Annotated in this window: 19 protein-coding genes and 1 pseudogene; 18 read left to right on the forward strand and 2 right to left on the reverse strand. The window is 68.6% G+C overall.

Annotated features, from left to right (window positions below; genetic code table 11):
• The first annotated feature begins 3 nt into the window (after positions 1 to 3).
• Both istA and istB read left to right on the forward strand, forming a co-directional pair.
• Complete coding sequence (istA, locus tag PQI07_RS29070) at positions 4 to 1,533, forward strand: IS21 family transposase (RefSeq protein WP_274928183.1); 1,530 nt, start codon at positions 4 to 6, stop codon at positions 1,531 to 1,533.
• The gene (gene istB, locus PQI07_RS29075) at positions 1,523 to 2,317 is read left to right on the forward strand and encodes an IS21-like element helper ATPase IstB (protein ID WP_274928184.1); all 795 of its coding nucleotides are present in this window, start codon (positions 1,523 to 1,525) and stop codon (positions 2,315 to 2,317) included. The genes istA and istB overlap by 11 nt, the downstream gene beginning before the upstream one ends.
• A gap of 47 nt (positions 2,318 to 2,364) precedes the next feature.
• On the opposite strand, the pseudogene PQI07_RS29080 reads toward istB, so the two are convergent.
• Positions 2,365 to 3,343: pseudogene (locus tag PQI07_RS29080) on the reverse strand (Tn3 family transposase); the annotation flags it as partial.
• Positions 3,344 to 3,407: 64 nt separating this feature from the next.
• Positions 3,408 to 3,758 carry a hypothetical protein gene (locus tag PQI07_RS29085; RefSeq protein WP_274928394.1) on the reverse strand — a complete coding sequence of 117 codons (351 nt, stop codon included), beginning with the start codon at positions 3,756 to 3,758 and terminating at the stop codon, positions 3,408 to 3,410.
• Positions 3,759 to 3,928: 170 nt separating this feature from the next.
• Between PQI07_RS29085 and PQI07_RS29090 the strand changes: the two genes are divergently transcribed.
• From PQI07_RS29090 to PQI07_RS29165, 16 genes are all read left to right on the forward strand, one after another.
• Positions 3,929 to 5,227, forward strand: a complete 1,299-nt coding sequence (locus tag PQI07_RS29090) for a sensor histidine kinase (protein ID WP_274928395.1) — start codon at positions 3,929 to 3,931, stop codon at positions 5,225 to 5,227.
• 4 nt (positions 5,228 to 5,231) lie between these two features.
• Positions 5,232 to 6,269 (forward strand): NADH-quinone oxidoreductase subunit B family protein, encoded by a 1,038-nt coding sequence (locus tag PQI07_RS29095; RefSeq protein ID WP_274928396.1) that lies wholly within the window; start codon positions 5,232 to 5,234, stop codon positions 6,267 to 6,269.
• On the forward strand, positions 6,266 to 7,738 hold the full coding sequence (locus PQI07_RS29100; protein WP_274928397.1) for a nickel-dependent hydrogenase large subunit: 1,473 nt from the start codon (positions 6,266 to 6,268) through the stop codon (positions 7,736 to 7,738). Before PQI07_RS29095 ends, PQI07_RS29100 begins: the two co-directional genes overlap by 4 nt.
• A gap of 7 nt (positions 7,739 to 7,745) precedes the next feature.
• Positions 7,746 to 10,133 carry a carbamoyltransferase HypF gene (gene hypF, locus PQI07_RS29105; RefSeq protein WP_274928398.1) on the forward strand — a complete coding sequence of 796 codons (2,388 nt, stop codon included), beginning with the start codon at positions 7,746 to 7,748 and terminating at the stop codon, positions 10,131 to 10,133.
• 171 nt (positions 10,134 to 10,304) lie between these two features.
• Positions 10,305 to 11,420, forward strand: a complete 1,116-nt coding sequence (locus tag PQI07_RS29110; RefSeq protein WP_274928399.1) for a hydrogenase small subunit — start codon at positions 10,305 to 10,307, stop codon at positions 11,418 to 11,420.
• Positions 11,417 to 13,228, forward strand: a complete 1,812-nt coding sequence (locus PQI07_RS29115) for a nickel-dependent hydrogenase large subunit (RefSeq protein WP_274928400.1) — start codon at positions 11,417 to 11,419, stop codon at positions 13,226 to 13,228. Before PQI07_RS29110 ends, PQI07_RS29115 begins: the two co-directional genes overlap by 4 nt.
• 12 nt (positions 13,229 to 13,240) lie before the next feature.
• A complete protein-coding gene (cybH, locus tag PQI07_RS29120) occupies positions 13,241 to 13,981 on the forward strand; it encodes a Ni/Fe-hydrogenase, b-type cytochrome subunit (protein WP_274928401.1) in 741 nt (246 codons plus the stop codon).
• 354 nt (positions 13,982 to 14,335) lie between these two features.
• Positions 14,336 to 14,947 carry a HyaD/HybD family hydrogenase maturation endopeptidase gene (locus PQI07_RS29125; protein WP_274928402.1) on the forward strand — a complete coding sequence of 204 codons (612 nt, stop codon included), beginning with the start codon at positions 14,336 to 14,338 and terminating at the stop codon, positions 14,945 to 14,947.
• A gap of 9 nt (positions 14,948 to 14,956) precedes the next feature.
• Positions 14,957 to 15,283: a HypC/HybG/HupF family hydrogenase formation chaperone gene (locus PQI07_RS29130; protein WP_274928403.1), complete on the forward strand. Its 327-nt coding sequence runs from the start codon at positions 14,957 to 14,959 to the stop codon at positions 15,281 to 15,283.
• Positions 15,280 to 15,675, forward strand: a complete 396-nt coding sequence (locus tag PQI07_RS29135; RefSeq protein WP_274928404.1) for a thioredoxin domain-containing protein — start codon at positions 15,280 to 15,282, stop codon at positions 15,673 to 15,675. The genes PQI07_RS29130 and PQI07_RS29135 overlap by 4 nt, the downstream gene beginning before the upstream one ends.
• 8 nt (positions 15,676 to 15,683) lie before the next feature.
• Complete coding sequence (locus PQI07_RS29140; protein WP_274928405.1) at positions 15,684 to 16,553, forward strand: hydrogenase expression/formation protein; 870 nt, start codon at positions 15,684 to 15,686, stop codon at positions 16,551 to 16,553.
• A gap of 9 nt (positions 16,554 to 16,562) precedes the next feature.
• Positions 16,563 to 17,450, forward strand: coding sequence for a [NiFe]-hydrogenase assembly chaperone HybE (locus tag PQI07_RS29145; protein ID WP_274928406.1), 888 nt, complete (start codon positions 16,563 to 16,565; stop codon positions 17,448 to 17,450).
• Positions 17,447 to 18,421: a nickel-dependent hydrogenase large subunit gene (locus tag PQI07_RS29150; protein WP_274928407.1), complete on the forward strand. Its 975-nt coding sequence runs from the start codon at positions 17,447 to 17,449 to the stop codon at positions 18,419 to 18,421. Before PQI07_RS29145 ends, PQI07_RS29150 begins: the two co-directional genes overlap by 4 nt.
• On the forward strand, positions 18,414 to 18,755 hold the full coding sequence (hypA, locus tag PQI07_RS29155) for a hydrogenase maturation nickel metallochaperone HypA (RefSeq protein WP_274928408.1): 342 nt from the start codon (positions 18,414 to 18,416) through the stop codon (positions 18,753 to 18,755). The genes PQI07_RS29150 and hypA overlap by 8 nt, the downstream gene beginning before the upstream one ends.
• Positions 18,755 to 19,759, forward strand: a complete 1,005-nt coding sequence (gene hypB / locus PQI07_RS29160) for a hydrogenase nickel incorporation protein HypB (RefSeq protein ID WP_274928409.1) — start codon at positions 18,755 to 18,757, stop codon at positions 19,757 to 19,759. The genes hypA and hypB overlap by 1 nt, the downstream gene beginning before the upstream one ends.
• Positions 19,756 to 21,219: a sigma-54-dependent transcriptional regulator gene (locus PQI07_RS29165; RefSeq protein WP_274928410.1), complete on the forward strand. Its 1,464-nt coding sequence runs from the start codon at positions 19,756 to 19,758 to the stop codon at positions 21,217 to 21,219. The genes hypB and PQI07_RS29165 overlap by 4 nt, the downstream gene beginning before the upstream one ends.
• The last annotated feature ends 12 nt before the right edge of the window (positions 21,220 to 21,231 follow it).

Below are 21,231 nucleotides of genomic sequence, written 5' to 3' on the forward strand. Positions count from 1 at the left end.
GACATGGAGTTATTGAGCGTCATCCGGCGCTGGCATCATCGGGATCGGTGCTCGATCCGGGAGATATCCCGCCGCACCGGCCTCTCACGGAACACTGTGCGCAAATACCTGCGAGCGGACAGCGTCGAGCCCCGGTTTCATGTCCCGGACCGGCCGAGCAAGCTCGATCCTTATGCCGATAAGCTCGCGGCGATGCTGCGGGTCGAGGGCGGCAAGTCGCGCAAGCACAAGCGCACCGTCAAGCAGCTGCACGCCGATCTGGTGACGCTGGGCTATGAGGGGTCGTACAATCGGGTGGCGGCCTTTGCCCGGGACTGGAAGGCAGCCCGGTTGCGTGAGCAGCAGACCAGCGGCCGCGGCACCTTCGTGCCCCTGGCCTTTGTGCCCGGAGAGGCGTTCCAGTTCGACTGGTCGGAGGATTGGGCGATCATCGCCGGCGAGCGCACCAAGCTGCAGGTCGCTCATGTGAAGCTGTCCTACAGCCGCGCCTTCACGCTGCGAGCCTACCTGCTGCAGACCCACGAGATGCTGTTCGACGCCCACAACCACGCCTTCCGGGTGCTGGGCGGCGTGCCGCGGCGGGGCATCTACGACAACATGAAGACGGCCGTCGACAAGGTCGGCCGGGGCAAGGAGCGCCAGGTCAACATCCGCTTCTCGGCCATGGTCAGCCACTTCCTGTTCGAGGCGGAGTTCTGCAATCCGGCTTCCGGTTGGGAGAAGGGGCAGATCGAGAAGAACGTACAGGATGCCCGTCATCGGCTGTGGCAACCCATGCCGAACGTCCCCTCGCTGGAGGCCTTGAACGCGTGGCTGGAGACCCGGTGCGGGGAGCTATGGACACAGATCGAGCACGGCGCGCAACCCGGCTCGATCGCCGATGTGTGGGCTGAGGAGATCCGCCACCTGATGCCGATGCCGCGGCCGTTCGACGGCTTCGTCGAGCACGCCAAGCGTGTTTCCCCGACCTGCCTCGTCCATCTCGAGCGCAATCGCTACAGCGTGCCGGCCTCCTTCGCCAACCGCCCGGTGAGCCTGCGGGTCTATCCCGACCGGATCGTCGTCGTCGCCGAGGGACAGGTGATCTGCGAGCATCAAAGGGTGTTCGCACGCTCCCATGATCGTCACAGCCGGACCGTCTATGACTGGCGCCATTATCTGGCCGTGGTTCAGCGCAAGCCCGGCGCCCTGCGCAACGGCGCGCCCTTCGCCGAGATGCCGCCGGCGTTCCGATCGTTGCAGCAGCACCTGCTCAAGCGGCCGGGCGGTGACCGCGAGATGGTGGAGATCCTGTCCCTGGTCCTCCAGCATGACGAGCAGGTCGTGCTCACGGCCGTCGAACTCGCCTTGCAGGCCAGCGTGCCGACCAAGACCCACATCCTCAACCTGCTGCACCGACTGATCGACGGCACGCCGCTGAGCACGCCAACGATCCCGGCTCCTGCCGCCCTCACGCTGACTACCGAGCCTCAGGCCAATGTAGAACGCTATGACGCCCTGCGCCGGGCCAGGGAGGCGCGCCATGCGTCATGATCCGGCCAGCGGAGCCCTCGTCATCATGTTGCGCAGCCTCAAGATGCACGGCATGGCGCAAGCCGTAGCCGAACTCACCGAACAGGGATCTCCGGCCTTCGAGGCCGCCATGCCGATCCTCTCACAGCTCCTGAAGGCCGAGACTGCCGAGCGGGAGGTGCGCTCAACCGCCTACCAGCTCAAGGCCGCGCGCTTCCCGGCGTATCGCGACCTCGCCGGCTTCGACTTCGCCAGCAGCGAGGTCAACGAGGCGCTCGTGCGCCAGCTCCATCGCTGCGAGTTCCTCGACGACGCGCACAACGTCGTCCTGATCGGCGGGCCGGGTACCGGCAAGACCCACATCGCCACGGCTCTCGGCGTCCACGCCGTCGAGCATCATCACAGGCGGGTCCGCTTCTTCTCCACCATCGAGCTCGTCAACGCCCTCGAACAGGAAAAGGCACAGGGAAAGGCTGGTCAGATCGCCAGCCGCCTCGTCCATGCCGACCTCGTCATCCTCGATGAGCTAGGCTACCTGCCGTTCAGCGCCTCGGGCGGCGCCTTGCTGTTCCACCTGCTGAGCAAGCTCTATGAGCGCACCAGCGTGATCATCACCACCAATCTCAGCTTCTCCGAATGGGCGACCGTCTTCGGCGATGCCAAGATGACCACGGCCCTGCTCGACCGGCTCACCCACCACTGCCATATCCTCGAGACCGGCAACGACAGCTTCCGCTTCAAGAGCAGCTCGGCAAAGCCACCTAAACCGACCAGGGAGAAGCCGCGAAACTTGACCGCCACCTGACCCAACACCACCATCAGCCCGGGTCAGTTCTCAGTGGAAATCCAGGGTCACTTCTCGACGGAAATCAACACAGGAACGTTATGCGGCACGCCATAGCCCAACCGGCGAAGCGATCTGAAGCCTTCCGGGAGATGTTGCTCGCTGTCCCAGGTGTAGATGCCTGTCAGGTTGATATGCTCCCAACTCAGCGGCGAGGTATGCCTCAACAGGGGATCTGGAATGTTCCTTCCCGCTCGTTTGAGCTCTTTGACCGCGCGGTCGAGATAGACCGTGTTCCAGTGGACGATCGCGCTGACGACAAGATTGAGGCCCGATGCGCGGAATGCCTGACTTTCGAACGACCGGTCGCGATGTTCGCCACGCTCATGGAAGAAGACTGCGCGTTGAGTTTGTGCGCTGCTTCGCCCTTGTTGAGGCGGCTTGGCAGCGCCGGCGCAATGTCGAGTTCGAGTACTATTCGATCATGAAGAGCGACCGCTCGATGCGGCCGAGTTCCCGAAGAGCCTTGGCCAGTTGGCTTTACTTCGGTGATGCCGAGAGCTTCTTCAAGATCGTAGAGGGCACAACGGCACGGGTGGTGATCGATGCCGCCAGATGAAGCAGATCATCCCAGTGATCGAGGATCAGGGTGGTGTTGATCGGCACCCCGATGTGGTTCGACAGTGCCGGGTATGCATCGCCTCTCTCGAACGTGTGGAACTTCCGATCTTTGAGATTGCGCAGTCGTGGTGCGAACCGCTTGCCGATCAGAGCGAATAGCCCAAAGACGTGATCGCTCGCGCCGCCGGTGTCGGTGAAGTTCTCCTGTATTTCGAGGATTGTGTCCTGATCGAATAGTCCGTCGAGCACATAGGCAGCCTCGCTTTCGGTCGGGCTAATGGGCAAGATGCTGAAGTAGCCGTACTGATCTGACAGATGGCAGTAGAACTTCGATCCAGGCTCACTGCCGTAATGTAGATTAATATCTCCGCGCTTTACGGCTCGGTCGCTTGCTCGGAAGAATTGGCCATCAGATGACGACGTCGTGCGCCACTCTGCTTCCCAGGCATAGAAAAAGCCTTCCCGTGTGACCCCGCCTCCCAAGCATCGGCTAGACATCGCCCATCAGGTGCCCGTATTTCGTGTTGCGCGGCATAAAGTTCATGCCGCCCATGATGATGCCCCCGCGCGGCCAAGGGGGATGCGGGTTGGCGAAACCCGCCTCGCCATGTTCGACGCCACCCCCGGGCGCGCCGCGTCGAGCACCATGGCCCGCAACGCCTCGGCCTGCGGCATTCGGGTCAGCGACGATATATGGTCGAGTTGGGAGCTGCAGAAGCGCAGCGGTCGCGAACGTGAAGCCGCGCTCATAGGTGCCAGCGACGAATTCGCCGGGCTCTGACTTCATCTGCGGCAGCAGCCGCTCGGCGGCGGGTTCACGTGAAATGGTCACGAAGGTCACGCGCTCAACGCCAGGCGAACATCGTCGGCATCGTTGCCTGCGTTGACCTCTTCATCGTAATGTGAGTGCCGCTCACACAAGCATCGGTGTTCGAGGTGTCGGAACAGCACACTGGCGAAAGACCTGGCGACCTACACGCCGCGCGGCCCTTGTCCGCCGGGCGCGATCCCGTGATCGCGGCCGAGGCCGACGGCGCATGGATCGCCGTGATCCAGAAGATGGACGAGACCTACGCCGAGCTCGTCACCCAGCAGGTCGCGCTCGAGGAGAAGAACGCGGCGCTGGAAGAGGCGCAGGCCTTCATCGCCGGCGTCATGGCCTCGATGACCGACGTGCTGATCGCCTGCGACCTCAACGGGCGCATCGAGCAGGTCAATCTCGCCGCCGAGCGCATCTTCGGGCCTCGCCAGCGCAGCCTCACCGAGTGTCGGGTTGCCGACCTTCTGGCGGACAGCTCGCCTACCAGCTTCGCCGACGTGCTCGCCGCAGTGGAGCGACGCCAGCGCATCACCGATCGCGAATTCACCTTCCTGACCGCCGACGGCGAGCTGCCGGTCTCGGTGAACGGCGCGGTGCGCTTCGATTCTCGGGGGCGCTCGGTCGGGATCGTGCTGGTCGGCCGGCCGATCGGCGAACTGCGCCAGGCCTATAGCGACCTCGCCGCCGCCCATGAGCGGCTGAAGCAGGCCCAGCAGCAGCTGGTGCATTCGGAGAAGATGGCCTCGCTCGGCCGCCTCGTCGCCGGCGTCGCCCATGAGCTGAACAACCCTATCTCGTTCGTCTATGGCAATGCCCACACGCTGAAGCGCTATAGCGGCCGGCTCACCGCCTATCTCGATGCCGTCCATCGCGGCGCCGACGACACCCGGCTGGCGAAGCTGCGAGCGGAACTCAAGATCGACACCACACTCGCCAACATAGAGGGCACGCTCGACGGCATGCTGGAGGGTGCCGAGCGCGTGCGCGACATCGTCGCGGACCTGCGCCGCTTCTCCGCGGACCGGCGCGAGGCGCGCGAGACCTTCGACCTCGCCGCGCTGGTGCGCTCGGCGCTCGACTGGGTGACGAAGGCGCAGATGCCGGAGATCGAGACCCGGTTCGATGTCCCCGAAGGGCTCCATGCCGTCGGCCATCCCGGCCATATCCACCAGGTGCTGATGAACCTGGTGCAGAACGCGGTCGACGCGATCGAGTGTCAGCCGACGCGCCGGCTGGAGATCGAGGGCCGGCGCGGCGAGGATGATGTCATGCTCATCATCCGCGACACCGGACCGGGCATTGCCCCGGAGATAAGTTCGCGTATCTTCGACCCGTTCTTCACCACCAAGCCGGTCGGCAAGGGGACGGGGCTCGGCCTGTCGATCAGCTACCGCATCGTGCAGGAGCACGGCGGCGCGCTGTCCGCTGCCAATCATCCGCAAGGCGGGGCGGTCATGACGCTCACTCTGCCGGCGGCGCAGAAGGACTGAAGCCATGTCCGCACCAGCCATATCCGCACGAGCCATCTCGGCGAGCTTCAATGTGCTGTGGATCCAGTCCGGCGGCTGCGGCGGCTGCACCATGTCGATGCTCTGCGCCGAGGCACCCGACCTCGCCACCACGCTGGAGAGCGCCAATATCCGCATGCTCTGGCACCCGACCTTGTCGGAGGAGACCGGAGCCGAGGCGCTCGCCCTGTTCGAGCGGGTGCTCGCCGGCGACATCCGGCTCGACGCGCTCTGCGTCGAGGGCGCCATGCTGCGCGGGCCGAAGAACACCGGGCGGTTCCACATCCTCGCCGGCACCGGCGTGCCGACCATCGAATGGGTGCGCCGGCTGGCGGCCGTGGCCGAGAACGTTGTCGCCGTTGGCACCTGCGCCGCCTATGGCGGGGTGACGGCGGCCGGCATCAACCCCACCGACGCCTGCGGCCTGCAATATGACGGGCGCCGCGAGGGCGGGGCGCTCGGCGCCGCCTTCCGCTCGCGCTCCGGCATGCCGGTGATCAACGTCGCGGGATGCCCGACCCATCCCAACTGGGTGACCGAGACGCTGATGCTGCTGGCGGTCGGCCTGCTGAAGGCGGACGATCTCGACGTCTACCGCCGCCCGCGCTTCTACGCCGACCACCTCGTCCACCATGGCTGCCCGCGCAACGAATATTACGAGTACAAGGCCAGCGCCGAGAAGATGAGCGATCTCGGCTGCATGATGGAGCACCTCGGCTGCCTCGGCACGCAGGCACACGCCGATTGCAACACGCGGCTGTGGAACGGCGAGGGCTCCTGCACGCGCGGCGGCTATGCCTGCATCAACTGCACCGCGCCGGAATTCGAGGAGCCCGGCCACGCTTTCGTCGAGACGCCGAAGATCGCCGGCATCCCGGTCGGCCTGCCCACCGACATGCCCAAGGCGTGGTTCGTCGCGCTCTCCTCGCTGGCCAAGGCGGCAACCCCGGAGCGGCTGCGCGCCAACGCCACCAGCGACCATGTGGTGACGCCGCCGACCGTGCGCGACATCAAGCGGCGATGAGCCAGGACGCACCCACGGACGGCACCACCCGCCTCGTGGTCGGTCCGTTCAACCGGGTCGAGGGCGATCTCGAAGTGCGGCTGGAGGCCTCGGGCGGGCGGGTCGAGGCGGCGTTCGTATCGTCGCCGCTGTTCCGCGGCTTCGAGCGCATCCTGGAGGGGCGCGACCCGCGTGACGCGCTGGTGATCGCCCCGCGCATCTGCGGCATCTGCTCGGTGTCGCAGTCGCACGCCGCCGCGCTCGCGCTGGCCGGCGTGCAGGGCATCGGGCCGACCGAGAACGGCCGCGTCGCCACCAATCTCATCGTCGCCACCGAGAACGTCGCCGACCATCTCACCCATTTCCACGTCTTCTTCATGCCGGACTTCGCCCGCGCCATCTATGCGGAACGGCCGTGGTTCGCGCGCGCCGAGACGCGCTTCAAGGCCTCGCACGGCGCCTCGGTGCGGCGGGCGCTGGAGACCCGAACCACGCTGCTGCACGTCCTCGGCCTGCTCGCCGGCCGCTGGCCGCACACGCTGGCGCTGCAGCCCGGCGGGGTGACGCGCGGGGCCGACGCGCGCGACCAGATGCGGCTGCTGGCGACGCTCAGCGCGGTGCGCCGGGCGCTGGAGGACGGGCTCTATGGCGCGAAGCTGGAGGCGGTGGCCGAACTCGCCTCGCTGGAGGAGCTGGACCGCTGGCGAGCGAGCGCTCCGGACGGTGATTTCCGCCTGTTCCTGGAGATCGCCGCCGACCTGGAGCTCGACCGTCTCGGCCACGCCTATGATCGTTATCTCAGCTACGGCGCCTATCCGGGGGCGGGCGCCCCGCTCTACGCGCGCGGCATCTTCACCGGCGAGGGGTCGGCGGCGGTCGACACCACCGCCATCACCGAGGACCACACCAACGCCCGGATGGAGGGCCGCACCCGCCCGCACCACCCGTTCGACGGCTCGACCCTGCCCGATGCCGACGACGAGACCGGCTACACCTGGTGCAAGGCGCCGCGCCTCGGCGGCCTGCCGTTCGAGACCGGCGCGCTGGCGCGGCAGATGGTCGACGGCCATCCCTTGGTCCGAGACATCGTCGCGCGCGGCGGCGGCAGCGTGCTCGCCCGCGTCGTCGCGCGACTGGTCGAGACCGCGCGCACGCTGATCGCCATGGAACTGTGGGTGCGGCAGATGCGGCCGGGCGAGCCGTGGTGCGCGCAAGGGGTGATGCCCGGCTATGGCCGCGCGGCCGGGCTGACCGAGGCCGCGCGCGGCGCGCTCGGCCATTGGCTGCGGGTGGAAAACGGCCGCATAGCCGGCTATCAGATCATCGCGCCGACCACCTGGAACTTCTCGCCGCGCGACGCGCAGGGCGTGCCGGGACCGTTGGAGGCGGCCCTCGTCGGCGCGCCGATCCGGCAGGGCGAGACCACGCCGGTGGCGGTGCAGCACATCGTCCGCTCGTTCGATCCCTGCATGGTCTGCACGGTGCACTGAGCCGGGTATGGAAACGGAACGGGCCGAACAGATCATCGTGCGCGGCCTCGTGCAGGGGGTCGGCTTCCGCCCCTTCGTCTGGCGGCTGGCGCAGCGGCTGGCGCTTGTCGGCGAGGTCGGCAATGAGGGCGACGCCGTCGTCATCCGCGCGCGCGCCGCCCAGCCGGCGCTCGATGCGCTGACCCATGCGCTGCGCGCCGAGGCGCCGCCGCTGGCCCGCGTCGACAGCATCGAACGGGCGGCGATTTCCGCCTTCGCCGGGGACGGCTTCACCATCGCCGCCAGCGCGCCCGGCACCGTCTCGGTCGGCGTCGTCGCCGATATCGCCGCCTGTCCCACCTGCCTCGTTGAGACGGCCGACCCCACCGCGCGCCGCCACCGCTACGCCTTCACCAATTGCACCGATTGCGGGCCGCGCTTTTCCATCGTCGAGGGCCTGCCCTATGACCGCGCCACCACCACCATGCGCGGCTTCCCGCTCTGCGAGGCGTGCCGCGCGGAATACGGGAACCCGGCCGATCGCCGCTTCCACGCCCAGCCCATCGCCTGCCCCGCCTGCGGGCCGCGCCCGACGCTGGAGGTGGACGGCGCGGAGGTCGACGGCGACCCGATCGCCGAGGCCGCAGCGCTGCTGCGGGCCGGGCGCATCCTCGCCATCAAGGGATTGGGCGGCTTCCACATCGCCTGCGACGCCACCGATGAGACCGCCGTCGCCGAACTGCGGGCGCGAAAACATCGCCCCGCCAAGCCATTGGCGGTGATGCTGCGCGACCGGGCGATGGTCGCGGCGCTATGCGTGGCGGGCGAGGCGGAAATCGCTGCGCTGGAAGGTCCCGCCGCGCCGATCGTCCTGCTGCGCCTGCGCGCCGACGCCGTGCCGGCCCCTTCGCTGGCGCCCTCGCTCGCCCCCCGCCAGAACCGTCTCGGCGCGATGCTGCCCTACACCCCGCTTCACCACCTCCTCATGGCGGCGGCGGATCGCCCTTTGGTGATGACCAGCGGCAACCGCTCCGGCGAGCCGCAGGTGACCAACAATGAGGCCGCCCGCGAAAAGCTCAAAGGCATCGTCGACGGCTTCCTGCTCCACGACCGCCCCATCGCCCGGCGGCTCGACGACAGCGTGGCGCAGCTCGCCGCCGGGCGGGTGCGGGTGATGCGGCGCGGGCGCGGTCTCGCCCCGGTGCCGCGCGATCTGCCCGAGGGCTTCGCCGGCGCCCCGCCGGTGCTGGCGCTGGGCGGCGAGCTCAAGAGCGCCATCTGCCTCACCATCGGCCGCAAGGCGCTGCTCTCGCACCATCTCGGCGAGCTGGAGGAGCCGGCGACGCAGGATGCGTTCGAGCGCGCCGTCGCCGACTACGCCGCCCTGTTCGATCACCGTCCGGCGGCCATCGCCGTCGATGCCCACCCCGATTACCGGCCGAGCCGGTTCGGTGCGGCGCTGGGGGTGGAACGTGGCCTGCCGCTGGTCGCGATGCAGCACCATCACGCCCATATCGCCGCCGTCATGGCCGAGCATGGCCGGCCGCTGGAGGCGGGCGCGGTGGTCGGCATCGCGCTGGACGGCCTCGGCCTCGGCGAGGACGGCACCCTCTGGGGCGCCGAGATCCTGCTGTGCGATTACCGCACCAGCCGCCGTCTCGCGCGGCTCAGGCCGATCCCGCTCGCTGGCGGGGACGCCGCCAGCCGCGAGCCATGGCGCGTGCTGCTGGCCCATCTCGATGCGGCGCTCGGCCCGGAGGCGGTGCCCGCACACCTGTTCGAGGGGCGCCCGGTGGCGACGCTGCGGGCGATAATGGCGAAGGGCATCAACGCCCCGCTGGCCAGCTCCGCCGGCCGGCTGTTCGACGCCATGGCCGCGCTGCTCGGCCTCGCCCCGGGGCGCCTCGATTTCGAGGGCGAGGCGGCGATGGCCCTGCAGGCGCTGGCGGAAGGCCTTTCGCCGTCATCCCGGCCGCAGCGAAGCGCAGAGCCGGGATCGCGTCCCGGTCTCGCGCAGGTCGGGGAGGCGATGAGCGCCGACACGCAATCGACGCCCTATACCTTCGCGCAATCGGCCGTCGATGGCCTGATCGAGATCGACCCCGCCCCGATGTGGCGGACCGCGCTGGCCGATCTTGCCGCCGGCCGCCCGCGCGCCGGGATCGCTCGCCGCTTCCATGAGGGCGTGGCGGAGACCTTCGCGCGCGCCGCCCTGTCGCTGGCCGAACGGCACGGTGCGAGCGCCGTCGCCCTGTCCGGCGGGGTGTTCCAGAACGCGCTGTTGCTGGAGGCGACGCTGAACCGTCTGCAAGGCCACGGCCTCGAACTTCTGATCCCCGGCGAGGTGCCGGCCAACGACGGCGGCCTCGCCTTCGGCCAGGCGGTGGTGGCGGCGGCGCGGCTGATCGGGGGGTAAGCGGCTTTCCGCTTGCGCTGGAAAGCGCATTTCCGGCTTCCGGCGCCATTACGCGTAAATTCCTGCAATATATTGAAATCACGTCGATTTATGCACTGGCACGGCGGTTGCTGAACCTCCTCCAGGCCAGCCGCCTCGACGCGGCCGGCCGCACAATCGGAGGGATGCCGCATGCAAGGGCTTGAGACGTTCTACGAGGTGATGCGACGGCAGGGCATCACCCGCCGCTCGTTCCTGAAATACTGCTCGCTCACCGCCGCCGCGCTCGGGTTGGGGCCGGAATTCGTGCCGGAGATCGCCCACGCGATGGAGACCAAGCCGCGCACGCCGGTGCTGTGGTTGCACGGGCTGGAATGCACCTGCTGCTCGGAGAGCTTCATCCGCTCGGCCCATCCGCTGGCCAAGGATGTCGTGCTGTCGATGATCTCGCTCGACTATGACGACACGCTGATGGCCTCCGCCGGCCACCAGGCCGAGGCCATCCTGCACGAGGTGATGGAGAAGTACAAAGGCAACTACATCCTCGCCGTCGAGGGCAACCCGCCGCTGAACGAAGACGGCATGTTCTGCATCATCGGCGGCAAGCCCTTCGTCGACCAGCTCAGGATGGTGGCCAAGGACGCCAAGGCGATCATCTCCTGGGGCTCCTGCGCCTCGCATGGCTGCGTGCAGGCGGCGCGCCCGAACCCGACCCGCGCCACCCCGGTGCACGAGGTCATCACCGACAAGCCGATCATCAAGGTCCCCGGTTGCCCGCCGATCGCCGAGGTGATGACCGGCGTCATCACCTACATGCTGACCTTCGACCGCATCCCCGAGCTCGACCGGCAGGGTCGGCCGAAGATGTTCTATTCGCAGCGCATCCACGACAAGTGCTACCGCCGCCCGCATTTCGACGCCGGCCAGTTCGTCGAGGCGTTCGACGACGAGGGCGCGCGCAAGGGCTACTGCCTCTACAAGATGGGCTGCAAGGGCCCGACCACCTACAACGCCTGCTCGACCATCCGCTGGAACGAGGGCACCTCCTTCCCGATCCAGGCCGGCCATGGCTGCATCGGCTGCTCGGAGGACGGGTTCTGGGACAAGGGCTCCTGGTATGCCCGCCTGTCCGACCTGCACGGAGTCGGCTTCGGCGTCGAATCCAATGCCGACCGGATCGGCGTCGGCGCTGCCGGCGTGGTGGGCGGCGCGGTCGCCGTACACGCGGCGGTGAGCGCCCTCAAGCGCGCCCAGCACAAGGGCGACATCGGGCCGAACGGCTCCAGCCACGCGGGAGAGCCCAAATGACCATCCAGACGCCGAACGGCTTCTCCCTCGACACCTCCGGCAAGCGCATCGTGGTCGATCCGGTCACCCGCATCGAAGGCCACATGCGCTGCGAGGTGAACGTCGATTCCAACAACATCATCCGCAACGCGGTCTCCACCGGCACCATGTGGCGCGGGCTTGAGGTGATCCTGAAGGGTCGCGACCCGCGCGACGCCTGGGCCTTCGTCGAGCGCATCTGCGGCGTGTGCACCGGCTGCCACGCGCTGGCCTCGGTGCGCGCGGTCGAGGACGCGCTCGAGATCAAGATCCCCACCAACGCCCACCTGATCCGCGAGATCATGGCCAAGGTGCTGCAATGGCACGACCATGTCGTGCACTTCTACCACCTGCACGCGCTCGACTGGGTCAACCCGGTGAACGCGCTGAAGGCCGACCCCAAGGCCACCTCGCAGCTCCAGCAGATGGTCGGGCCGGACCACCCGGTCTCCAGCCCCGGCTATTTCCGCGACATCCAGAACCGGCTGAAGAAATTCGTCGAGAGCGGCCAGCTCGGCATCTTCAAGAACGGCTACTGGGACAACCCGGCCTACAAGCTCTCGCCGGAAGCCGACCTGATGGCGGTGGCGCATTATCTCGAGGCGCTCGATTTCCAGAAGGAGATCGTCAAGGTCCACACCATCTTCGGCGGCAAGAACCCGCACCCGAACTACATGGTCGGCGGCGTGCCCTGCGCCATCAACATGGAAGGCAACATGTCGGCTGGGGCGCCGCTCAACATGGAGCGGCTGAACTTCGTCCACCAGCGGCTGATCGAGGCGTTCGAGTTCTCCAAGAACGTCTATGTCCCGGATGTCATCGCCATCGCCTCCTTCTACAAGGAATGGCTCTATGGCGGCGGCCTCTCGGCCACCAACGTCATGGACTATGGCGACTACGAGCTGGTGCATGGCAAGAAATCGACCGACCAGCTGCCCGGCGGCGTGATCCTGAACGGCAACTGGGACGAGGTGCTCCCGATTGACCCGCGCGATCCCGAGCAGGTGCAGGAATTCGTCGCCCATAGCTGGTACAGCTACGGCGACGAGGCCAAGGGCCTGCACCCCTGGGACGGCGTCACCCAGCCGAAATACGAGCTCGGCCCCAAGACGGTCGGCACCCGCACCGATATCCGCGAGCTCGACGAGGCGGCGAAATATTCCTGGATCAAGTCGCCGCGCTGGCGCGGCCATGCTGTGGAGGTCGGCCCGCTCGCCCGCTACATCCTCGCCTGGGGCCACAACGTCACCTATGTGAAGGACCAGATCACCGACTCGGTCGGCCGCTTCAACGCGCTGGCCGGCACCAACCTGACGCCCAAGCAGGCGCTGCCCTCGACCATCGGCCGTACCTTGGCGCGGGCGCTGGAGGCGCATTACTGCGCCAAGATGATGCTGGAGGATTTCGAGCGGCTGATCGCCAACATCAAGGCCGGCGACAGCTCCACCGCCAATGTCGAGAAATGGGACCCCGCCACCTGGCCGAAGGAGGCCAAGGGCGTCGGCACCGTGGCAGCCCCGCGCGGCGCCAACGCCCACTGGATCCGCATCAAGGACGGGCGCATCGACAATTACCAATGCGTGGTGCCGACCACCTGGAACGGTGGCCCGCGCGATCCGAAAGGCAATATCGGCGCGTTCGAGGCCTCGCTCATGAACACGCCGATGGAGCGCCCGGAGGAGCCGGTGGAGATCCTGCGCACGCTGCACTCGTTCGATCCGTGCCTCGCCTGCTCGACGCATGTCCTCGCGCCGGACGGCGAGGAGATGGCCCGCGTCACCGTGCGCTGAGGGGAGGGGAACATGACCAGCATCGACCCCTCTGCCGTCGAAACGCCCCTCGCTCCCACCATTGAGGGCGAGCGCGCCGCGCGCGTCACCGCCGTCTATGTCTATGAGGCGCCGGTGCGGCTGTGGCACTGGATCAACGCGCTGTCGATCACCGTGCTCGCGGTGACCGGCTACCTGATCGGCTCGCCGCTGCCGACCCTCTCGGGCGAGGCCAGCGCGCATTACCTGATGGGTACGATCCGCTTCCTGCACTTCTCCGCCGGCTACATCTTCGCCGTCGGCTTCATCTTCCGCATCTACTGGGCGTTCGTCGGCAACCACCATGCGAGGCAGCTCTTCATACTGCCGTTCTGGCGGCGCGCCTTCTGGGCCGGGCTGTGGGGCGAGGCGAAGTGGTACCTGTTCCTCGAGCGTCGGCCGAAGAAGTATGTCGGCCACAACCCGCTGGCGCAGTTCGCCATGTTCTTCGCCATCGGGCTCGGCAGCCTGTTCATGATCGTCACCGGCTTCGCGCTCTATTCGGAAGGCGCCGGGCCGGGCAGCTGGCAGGACCACCTGTTCGGCTGGGTCATCCCGCTGATGGGCGGCAGCATGAACGTGCATACCTTTCACCATCTCGGCATGTGGGTGATCCTGCTGTTCGTCATGGTGCACGTCTACGCGGCGGTGCGCGAGGACATCATGTCCCGGCAATCCATCGTCTCGACCATGATCTCGGGCGTGCGCACCTTCAAGGACGACGACCCGGACTGACGGCGCGCTTCCGGGCCGCCTTCGCGTTCTGCCGGAGGGGTCGTCGCCGCGAGGCGCGGTCCTGCCATGTGGGGACATGGTCGCACATACGTGCGGCCGGCAGCAGGGCGCGGCTTCGGCCGCGCCCTTTTTCGTAGTGGATAGTGAGTTTTCAATTTGCCAAAGAAATGGTCATCATCCTTCCAATCGGCTTTTCGGTCGACTCAGGGGGGTGTCATTTTATCATTGTTTTTCAAATAGATCGGGAACTAAACCGAACTGGCACGCGGCTTGAATTAAGAAGATTTCGAAAGAAGCGGCACCAGACCGCTCGTCAATGAACGTCTAGGGACGAACGCTGTGGAGGACGTCGCGATGGGCGGCGAACGCATTCTCGTGCTCGGCATCGGCAACCTCCTATGGGCGGACGAGGGCTTCGGCGTCCGCGTCGTCGAGGCGCTGCACCAGCATTACGAACTGCCCGACAACGTCCAGGCGCTGGATGGCGGCACGCAGGGCCTCTACCTCCTGCCCTATCTGGAGGAGGCGACCGGCGTCGTCATCGTCGATGCCATCGACTACGGCCTGCCGCCGGCGACGCTGCGCGTGCTGAGGGACGACGAGGTGCCGGCCGTCCTCAGTGCCCGCAAGGTGAGCCTGCACCAGACCGGCTTCCAGGAAGTGCTCGCCCTGCTGCGGCTGCGCGGCAAAACCCCGCCGACGCTGCGCCTGGTCGGCGTGCAGCCGGAACTGCTCGACGATTACGGCGGCGGACTGACCCCGGCCATCGCCGCCCGCATCGAGCCGGCCATCGCGCTGGTGCTGGAGATCCTCGACCGTGAATTCGGCGTGGTCCCGACCCGCCGGGCGGGCGCGGAGAGCCTCATCGCCCCGGCGCTGGTCCGCTCCGCCTACGAGGGCGGGCGTCCCAGCGCCGAGGATGCCTGCCGCATCGGTGACGAGCGCGTGCTCGTCCATTGGCGCTAGGGGCCCGCCATGTGCCTCGGCATCCCCATGGAGATCACCCGCATCGACGGCCTCGCCGGCCAGTGCCGGCAGGGGGAGGAGACCCACCTCATCGACCTGTCGCTGCTGCCCGACGCCCGCGTTGGCGACCATGTGCTGACCTTCCTCGGCACCGGCCGCCGCCTGCTCGATGCCGATGCGGCCGCGCAGATCACGGAGGCGCTGGCCGCCGTCGCGGCCCTGATGAACGGGGCGCCCGCCGACATCGACCGCGCCTTCGCCGACCTGATCGATCGCGAGCCCACATTGCCGCCCCACCTCGCCGCCCTGCTGCCGAACCCGGAGCCCGCTTCATGACCCCCGACACGCTGCACCCGCTGGTCGCCCGGCTCATAGACCAGCTCGGCTTCGCCTATCTCGAGGCGGCGGATGCGAGCGCCCTGCCGCCCGGCGACGCCCTGCTGTTCCTGCCCGCTCATGGCAAGGGGCACCTCGAGACGCCGGACATCGCCGTGGTGCTGCCGGAACTGGTACGCGCGCTCGGCCTGCCCGCCGGCGGCGCGGTGGCCGGGCCCGACTACGAGAAGCACCTGCGCACTGAGCTCGGCGGCATCGCCCTGCCGGCCATCGTGGTGATGCGCGACGGCCGGCCCGCCGGCTCGCTGTCGCGCATGCGCGACTGGGACGAGTTCATCGAGCGCCTGTCCGCCCTCATCACAGCCCCCGCGATCCCGTCCGTGAAGCATTGAGGCCTCCCATGTCGATCCCCTACGCCACGGTCCCGCCCATCGGCTACGGCCCCGGCAGCCAGCCGGCCGAGGGCGAGGAGGGCCTCGCCTACCTGCCCATGCCCTCGGGCATGCGCACCTATGAGGCGCATCTGCCGGAGATCGACGACCCCGCCCGCGTCGCCCCGGCGCTTGCCGTACTGGAGACGATCCGCGACGGCCTCGCGCAATGGCGCCCGAACGGCGCCACCACCGTCGCTGTCAGTCATCTCGACGCCGCCAACCGCGCTTTGCTCGACGAGACGCTGGGCGAGGGCGAGGTGTCGATCGTGGTCGACCTGCCCGGCGAGCGCATCGAGATCCAGGAGGCGACCTGCGCCGGCGTGTGGCGGGTGCGCGGCACGCGGAGCGAGCCCGGCCAGGCGCCGGTGGTGCGCGAGCGGGTCGAGGTCGCCGCCTTCCCGCGCGGCGCGCTGATGCGGGCCTTCCCGCGCGAATGGCCGGTCGATGCCGACTACGCCGCCCGTCCGCGACCCGGCATCGTCAACGCCCCCGCCATCCTCACCGAGATCGCCCACAAGAGCCGCACCCATCGGCCCGGCGGCCTGCCGCACGTCATCAACATGAGCCTGCTGCCGCATTCGCCGGAGGATCTGGAGATGATCGACGCGGGCCTGGGGCGCGGCGGCATCACCATCCTCTCGCGCGGCTACGGCAATTGCCGCATCGAGGCGACCGCCACCCCGTCGGTCTGGCGGGTGCGCTACTACAATTCCGCCGACACGCTGATCCTCGACACGATCGAGGTGTCGCAGGTGCCGGAGATCGCCTGCGCGGCGCCTGAGGACATCGCCGATTCCGCCGCCCGCCTTGCCGATATCCTCGAAGCGCTGCGCTAGGAGGCCGCCATGCTGACCCGGCGCTTCGAAGGCTCCTTCCTTGGCGATGCCGGCCGGCTGTCGCTGGCGGCCGTGCTGGAATGCAAGATCTGCTGGCACGTCTACGATCCCGCGCGCGGCTGCGACGTCTGGCAGGTGCCGCCCGGCACGCCCTTCGTTGCGCTGCCGGAGGAATGGCGCTGCCCGCAATGCGACGGCCCGCGCGAGCAGTTCATGGTGATCGACGACGTTGCGGTGCCGCCTGCGCCGGCTCCCGCCCCGCCCGTCCGCGACGAGCGGCTGGCCGCCCTTGCCGCCGCGATGCCCGGGCGCTTCGAGGCGCTGTTCCGCGAGATCCATGTCGGGCAGATGCGCGGCGTGCCGCTGCTCAACGAGACGCTGGAGGTGAAGGCGATCGGTTTCCGCGCTCATGAGGGGCGGGTGATCGGCGTGATGATCACCCCGTGGTTCATGAACCTGGTGCTGGTGCCGGGCCCGGACGAGGACTGGTCGGCGCTGGTGCCGGGCGCGAAAGAGATCATCGCCTTCCCCTCCGGCCCTTACGAGTTCCTCGCCGCCAACCGGCCGGAGACCGGCCCCTACAAGGCCTGCTCGCTGTTCTCGCCGATGTTCGACTTCACCTCCATGCTTCAGGCGAGCGAGACCGCCCGCGCCGTGCTGGCCGCGCTGTTTGATCCCGCCATCCGCGAGGAGGGCGACCGCTCCGGCGAGATCCGCCGGGCCCGCGAGGCGGACGTGCAGGCCGAAGCGGCGCGGGAAGCGGCCGCCATCGCTTCCGCCGAACGCGATGCCGTCCCCGTTCCGGTCTCGCCCGTTGTCGATGCGCCCTCCCGCCGCGCGCTGATCTTCGGCGCCGGCCTCGCCTCGAACGATCCCCGCACCGGAGCCGAATCATGATCGGCGCGCTGGACATCGCATTGGTGACCGGGCTGCATGGGCCGGCGTGGCGCCTCGCGCCCACGCCCGGCGCCGGCACCGGATGGCTGGTCGGCCGCACGGCCGGGGAGGCGGCGAGGCTGCTGCCGCGCGTGTTCAACCTCTGCGCCGGCGCGCACGAGGCCGCCGCCCGCGCCGCGCTCGGCCTGCCCCTGATGGACAACCCCGCGCGGACCCGGCGCGAGCGGGTTCGCGAGCATGCGCTCGCCATCCTCGCCGACTGGCCGGCGCTGTTCGGCCGCACGCCCGACCGCGCCGCGCTGCGGCATCTGGGCGGGCAGGGCGGCGCCGAGGGGCTGCGCACCGCGCTGCTCGGCACCGAGATCGATCTTGCCAATGGCACGCTCCGCACCCTCGAGCACTGGCTGCGGGCCGGCCCGAGCCCGACCGCCCGTCTGCTGGCCCATTGCCGCGAGACCATTGACCCCGCCTGGGGCCGCGCCGAGCTGCCCGCGCCCGGCCTCGCCGACATCGCCGCCGCGCTGGAACAGGGCGCGCCGCCCGAACCGCGCGAGACCACGGTGGCCGATGGCTGGCGCCGCGTGCCGCTGCTGCGCGAGCTGATGGCGGCCGAGGGCGCCAGCCTGTTCGCCCGCCTGCTGGCGCGCCTGATCGATCTTCTCGCCTGCCTTGATCCGCGCGAGGCGCCCGGCGAGACGCTGCCCGCCGCTCCCGGCATCGGTCTTGCCCGCGCCGCGCGGGGCTTGCTCGCCCACCGCGCCAGCGTCGCCGGCGGCATCGTCACCGATTACCGCGTGCTGTCGCCGAGCGCCTGGAACCTCGCCCCCGGCGGGCTGCTGCAACGGGCGCTCGATGCCTTGCCGATCGGGCCGCACACGTCGATGCTGGCGCGGCTCGTGGTCGCTTGCGTCAACCCGTGCGTGCCGGTGACGCTTCGGCTCGACGCCCCGGAGGGCCGGCTTCATGCATGAGATGGCGCTGTGCGAGAGCCTGCTCGATTCGCTGCGCGAGGCCGCCCGCGCGCATGGCTTTGCCCGGGTGACAAAGGTGCGGCTGGCGATCGGCCGCTTCGCCGGGGTGGAGGTGGAGGCGCTGCGCTTCGGCTTCGACGTGGTGATGGCCGGCTCGCTCGCCGAGGGCGCCGACCTCGTCGTGCTCGACGAGCCGGGCAGCGCCTGGTGCTTCGACTGCTCGGCCACCGTGGCGCTGGCCGATCGGCTCGACCCCTGCCCGGATTGCGGCGGCGGCAGGCTTCAGCCGAACGGCGGCACCGGCATGCAAATCAGGGATCTGGAGGTGGTGTGATGTGCGTGACATGCGGCTGCGGACCGGGCGAGGTCACCATATCGGGCGCCGAGGGCGTGCATTCCCACGGCGCGCATTCCGGCCACGGCCATTCCCATGCCGGGCATGCGCACGGGCACGAACATCGCGATCATGAGCACCATGGCCATGACCACGGGCATCACGATCATGACCACCACGCTCATCCGCGGGATGTCGCGGATAACGCCGTATTGTCGGATCACGCGCACCATCCTGATCATCCATCTGATCGGACTGACAGGACAGTCGCCGGTGCGCCGCGTCTGGTCGAGATCGAGCGGGCCATCCTCGCCAAGAATGACGCCTATGCCGCCGCCAACCGGGCCCGCTTCAGCCGCGACGGCGTGCTGGCGATCAACCTGCTGGCCGGCCCCGGTGCCGGCAAGACGACGCTGTTAGTCGAGACATTGCAGGCACTTGGGAAGAGCGTCCCGGCGGCGGTGATCGAGGGCGACCAGCAGACGGCGAACGATGCCGAGCGCATCCGCGCCACCGGCACCCCGGCGGTGCAGATCAACACCGGCAAGGGCTGCCACCTCGACGCCCACATGGTCGGCCACGCCCTCGACCAGTTGCCCTTGCCGCCCGGAGGTATCCTGTTCATCGAGAATGTCGGCAATCTCGTCTGCCCGGCCGCGTTCGACCTCGGCGAGGGCATCCGGGTGACCCTGCTGTCGGTGACGGAAGGCGAGGACAAGCCTCTGAAATACCCCGATATATTCCAGTCTGCCGATCTCGTCGTGCTGACCAAGGTCGACCTGCTTCCGTATCTTGACGTCGACATCGACCTGATCGAACGCAACATCGCCCGCGTCAATCCCGCCGCGCCGATCTTGCATGCCTCGTCCCGTGGACCCGGCGGCCTCACCGCCTGGCTCGCCTTTCTGGACGACGCGAGGCGCCGCCAGCTGGAGCGTCTCGCCGCCGAATTCGATAGCCGCGCCAATGCCTTGCGCCTCGAAGCCGGAGCCGGCAGGCCATGACCGCGCGCCCCGCTTTGCTGGTGGTCGACGACGAACCCCGCTCGGTCGAGGTGATCGCCCGCGTGCTCGGCGAGGACTTCGACGTGCACACCGCGCTCGGCGCCGCGCAGGCCCTACAAGTGCTTGAAAATGAATGGATTCAGGTGGTTTTCTGCGACCAGCGCATGCCCGAGCGCTCGGGCGTCGACCTGCTCGCCGAGGTACGCCAGCGCTGGCCCGACGTGGTCCGTATCATCGTCACCGGCTACACCGACCCGGAGGACATGATCGGCGCCATCAACGAGGCGGGAATTTATCAATTCATCACAAAGCCTTGGCACCCCGACCAGCTACTGCTGGCGGCGCAGTCGGCGGCCCGCCTCTACCACCTCCTGCGCGAGCACGACCGCCTCTCGCTGGAGCTCCGCCTCGCCGCCCCCGAGGCCCGCTTCGCCGAGCAGCACGAGCGGGTGCTGCGCAATTTCCATTTTGACGCCCTGGTGCGCACCCCGGCCAGCCCGTTGAACGAGGTCTGCCGACGCGCCGCGCAGGTTGCCGCCTTCCAGATCCCGGTGCTGGTGCTGGGCGAGACCGGCACCGGCAAGGAACTGCTCGCCCGGGCGATCCACTATTCCAGCTTGCGCTCGGAACGGCCGTTTTTTGCCGTCAATTGCGGGGCGATCCCCGATGAACTGCTGGAATCGGAGCTTTTCGGCCACAAGAAGGGCGCCTTCACCGGCGCGCACGTCACCCGGATCGGCCTGCTCGACCAGGCCGACGGCGGCACCATCCTGCTCGACGAGATCGGCGACGTGTCCCCCGCCTTCCAGGTCAAGCTGTTGCGATTCCTGCAGGAAGGCGAGATCCGGCCGATCGGATCGAACGAGGCGAAGCGCGTCGACGTGCGCGTCATCGCCGCCACCCACCGCGACCTCGCCGGTGAAGTCAAGGCCGGCCGGTTCCGTGAGGACCTCTACTACCGCCTTGCCGCCATGGTGCTGACCCTGCCGCCGCTGCGCGAGCGCCGCGCCGATCTCCGGGTGCTGGCACCGCGCATTCTCGACAGCCTCTCCGGCACGCATGGCAAGCGCGTCAAGGGCTTCACCGAGGAGGCGCTGGCCTGCATCGAGGCCTATGACTGGCCCGGCAATGTGCGCGAATTGCAGAACGAGCTGACGCGCATGCTCGTGCTTTCGACCGGCGATCAGCTGGGCGCCGACCTGTTGTCGCCGCACGTGCTGCGCGGCGCCGCCGCCTCCGCCGCCCGGACCGAGCCGGCGGACCTCGCCATCCGCGAATCCGGGCCGCTCAAGGACCGCATCGAGCGCATGGAAGCGCTGATCCTGATGGAGACGCTGGTGCGCTGCCGCTGGAACAAGAGCCGCGCGGCGGAGGAACTGGGCCTGTCCCGCGTCGGGCTCCGAGCCAAACTCGACCGTTACGGCATCGCCCGTGACGGGGCCTTCGGGCGTAGCCACTGAGGAGAGATCGCC

Origin of the sequence: Methylobacterium sp. 092160098-2, assembly GCF_028920805.1 — a bacterium.
GTDB classification, from domain to species: domain Bacteria; phylum Pseudomonadota; class Alphaproteobacteria; order Rhizobiales; family Beijerinckiaceae; genus Methylobacterium; species Methylobacterium fujisawaense.

Bases quoted from the DNA above. Each gene is read 5' to 3' on its own strand.
- istA (WP_274928183.1), top strand. From the start codon at position 4: ATGGAGTTATTGAGCGTCATCCGGCGCTGGCATCATCGGGATCGGTGC.
- istB (WP_274928184.1), top strand. From the start codon at position 1,523: ATGCGTCATGATCCGGCCAGCGGAGCCCTCGTCATCATGTTGCGCAGC.
- PQI07_RS29095 (WP_274928396.1), top strand. From the start codon at position 5,232: ATGTCCGCACCAGCCATATCCGCACGAGCCATCTCGGCGAGCTTCAAT.
- PQI07_RS29100 (WP_274928397.1), top strand. From the start codon at position 6,266: ATGAGCCAGGACGCACCCACGGACGGCACCACCCGCCTCGTGGTCGGT.
- hypF (WP_274928398.1), top strand. From the start codon at position 7,746: ATGGAAACGGAACGGGCCGAACAGATCATCGTGCGCGGCCTCGTGCAG.
- PQI07_RS29110 (WP_274928399.1), top strand. From the start codon at position 10,305: ATGCAAGGGCTTGAGACGTTCTACGAGGTGATGCGACGGCAGGGCATC.
- PQI07_RS29115 (WP_274928400.1), top strand. From the start codon at position 11,417: ATGACCATCCAGACGCCGAACGGCTTCTCCCTCGACACCTCCGGCAAG.
- cybH (WP_274928401.1), top strand. From the start codon at position 13,241: ATGACCAGCATCGACCCCTCTGCCGTCGAAACGCCCCTCGCTCCCACC.
- PQI07_RS29125 (WP_274928402.1), top strand. From the start codon at position 14,336: ATGGGCGGCGAACGCATTCTCGTGCTCGGCATCGGCAACCTCCTATGG.
- PQI07_RS29130 (WP_274928403.1), top strand. From the start codon at position 14,957: ATGTGCCTCGGCATCCCCATGGAGATCACCCGCATCGACGGCCTCGCC.
- PQI07_RS29135 (WP_274928404.1), top strand. From the start codon at position 15,280: ATGACCCCCGACACGCTGCACCCGCTGGTCGCCCGGCTCATAGACCAG.
- PQI07_RS29140 (WP_274928405.1), top strand. From the start codon at position 15,684: ATGTCGATCCCCTACGCCACGGTCCCGCCCATCGGCTACGGCCCCGGC.
- PQI07_RS29145 (WP_274928406.1), top strand. From the start codon at position 16,563: ATGCTGACCCGGCGCTTCGAAGGCTCCTTCCTTGGCGATGCCGGCCGG.
- PQI07_RS29150 (WP_274928407.1), top strand. From the start codon at position 17,447: ATGATCGGCGCGCTGGACATCGCATTGGTGACCGGGCTGCATGGGCCG.
- hypA (WP_274928408.1), top strand. From the start codon at position 18,414: ATGCATGAGATGGCGCTGTGCGAGAGCCTGCTCGATTCGCTGCGCGAG.
- hypB (WP_274928409.1), top strand. From the start codon at position 18,755: ATGTGCGTGACATGCGGCTGCGGACCGGGCGAGGTCACCATATCGGGC.
- PQI07_RS29165 (WP_274928410.1), top strand. From the start codon at position 19,756: ATGACCGCGCGCCCCGCTTTGCTGGTGGTCGACGACGAACCCCGCTCG.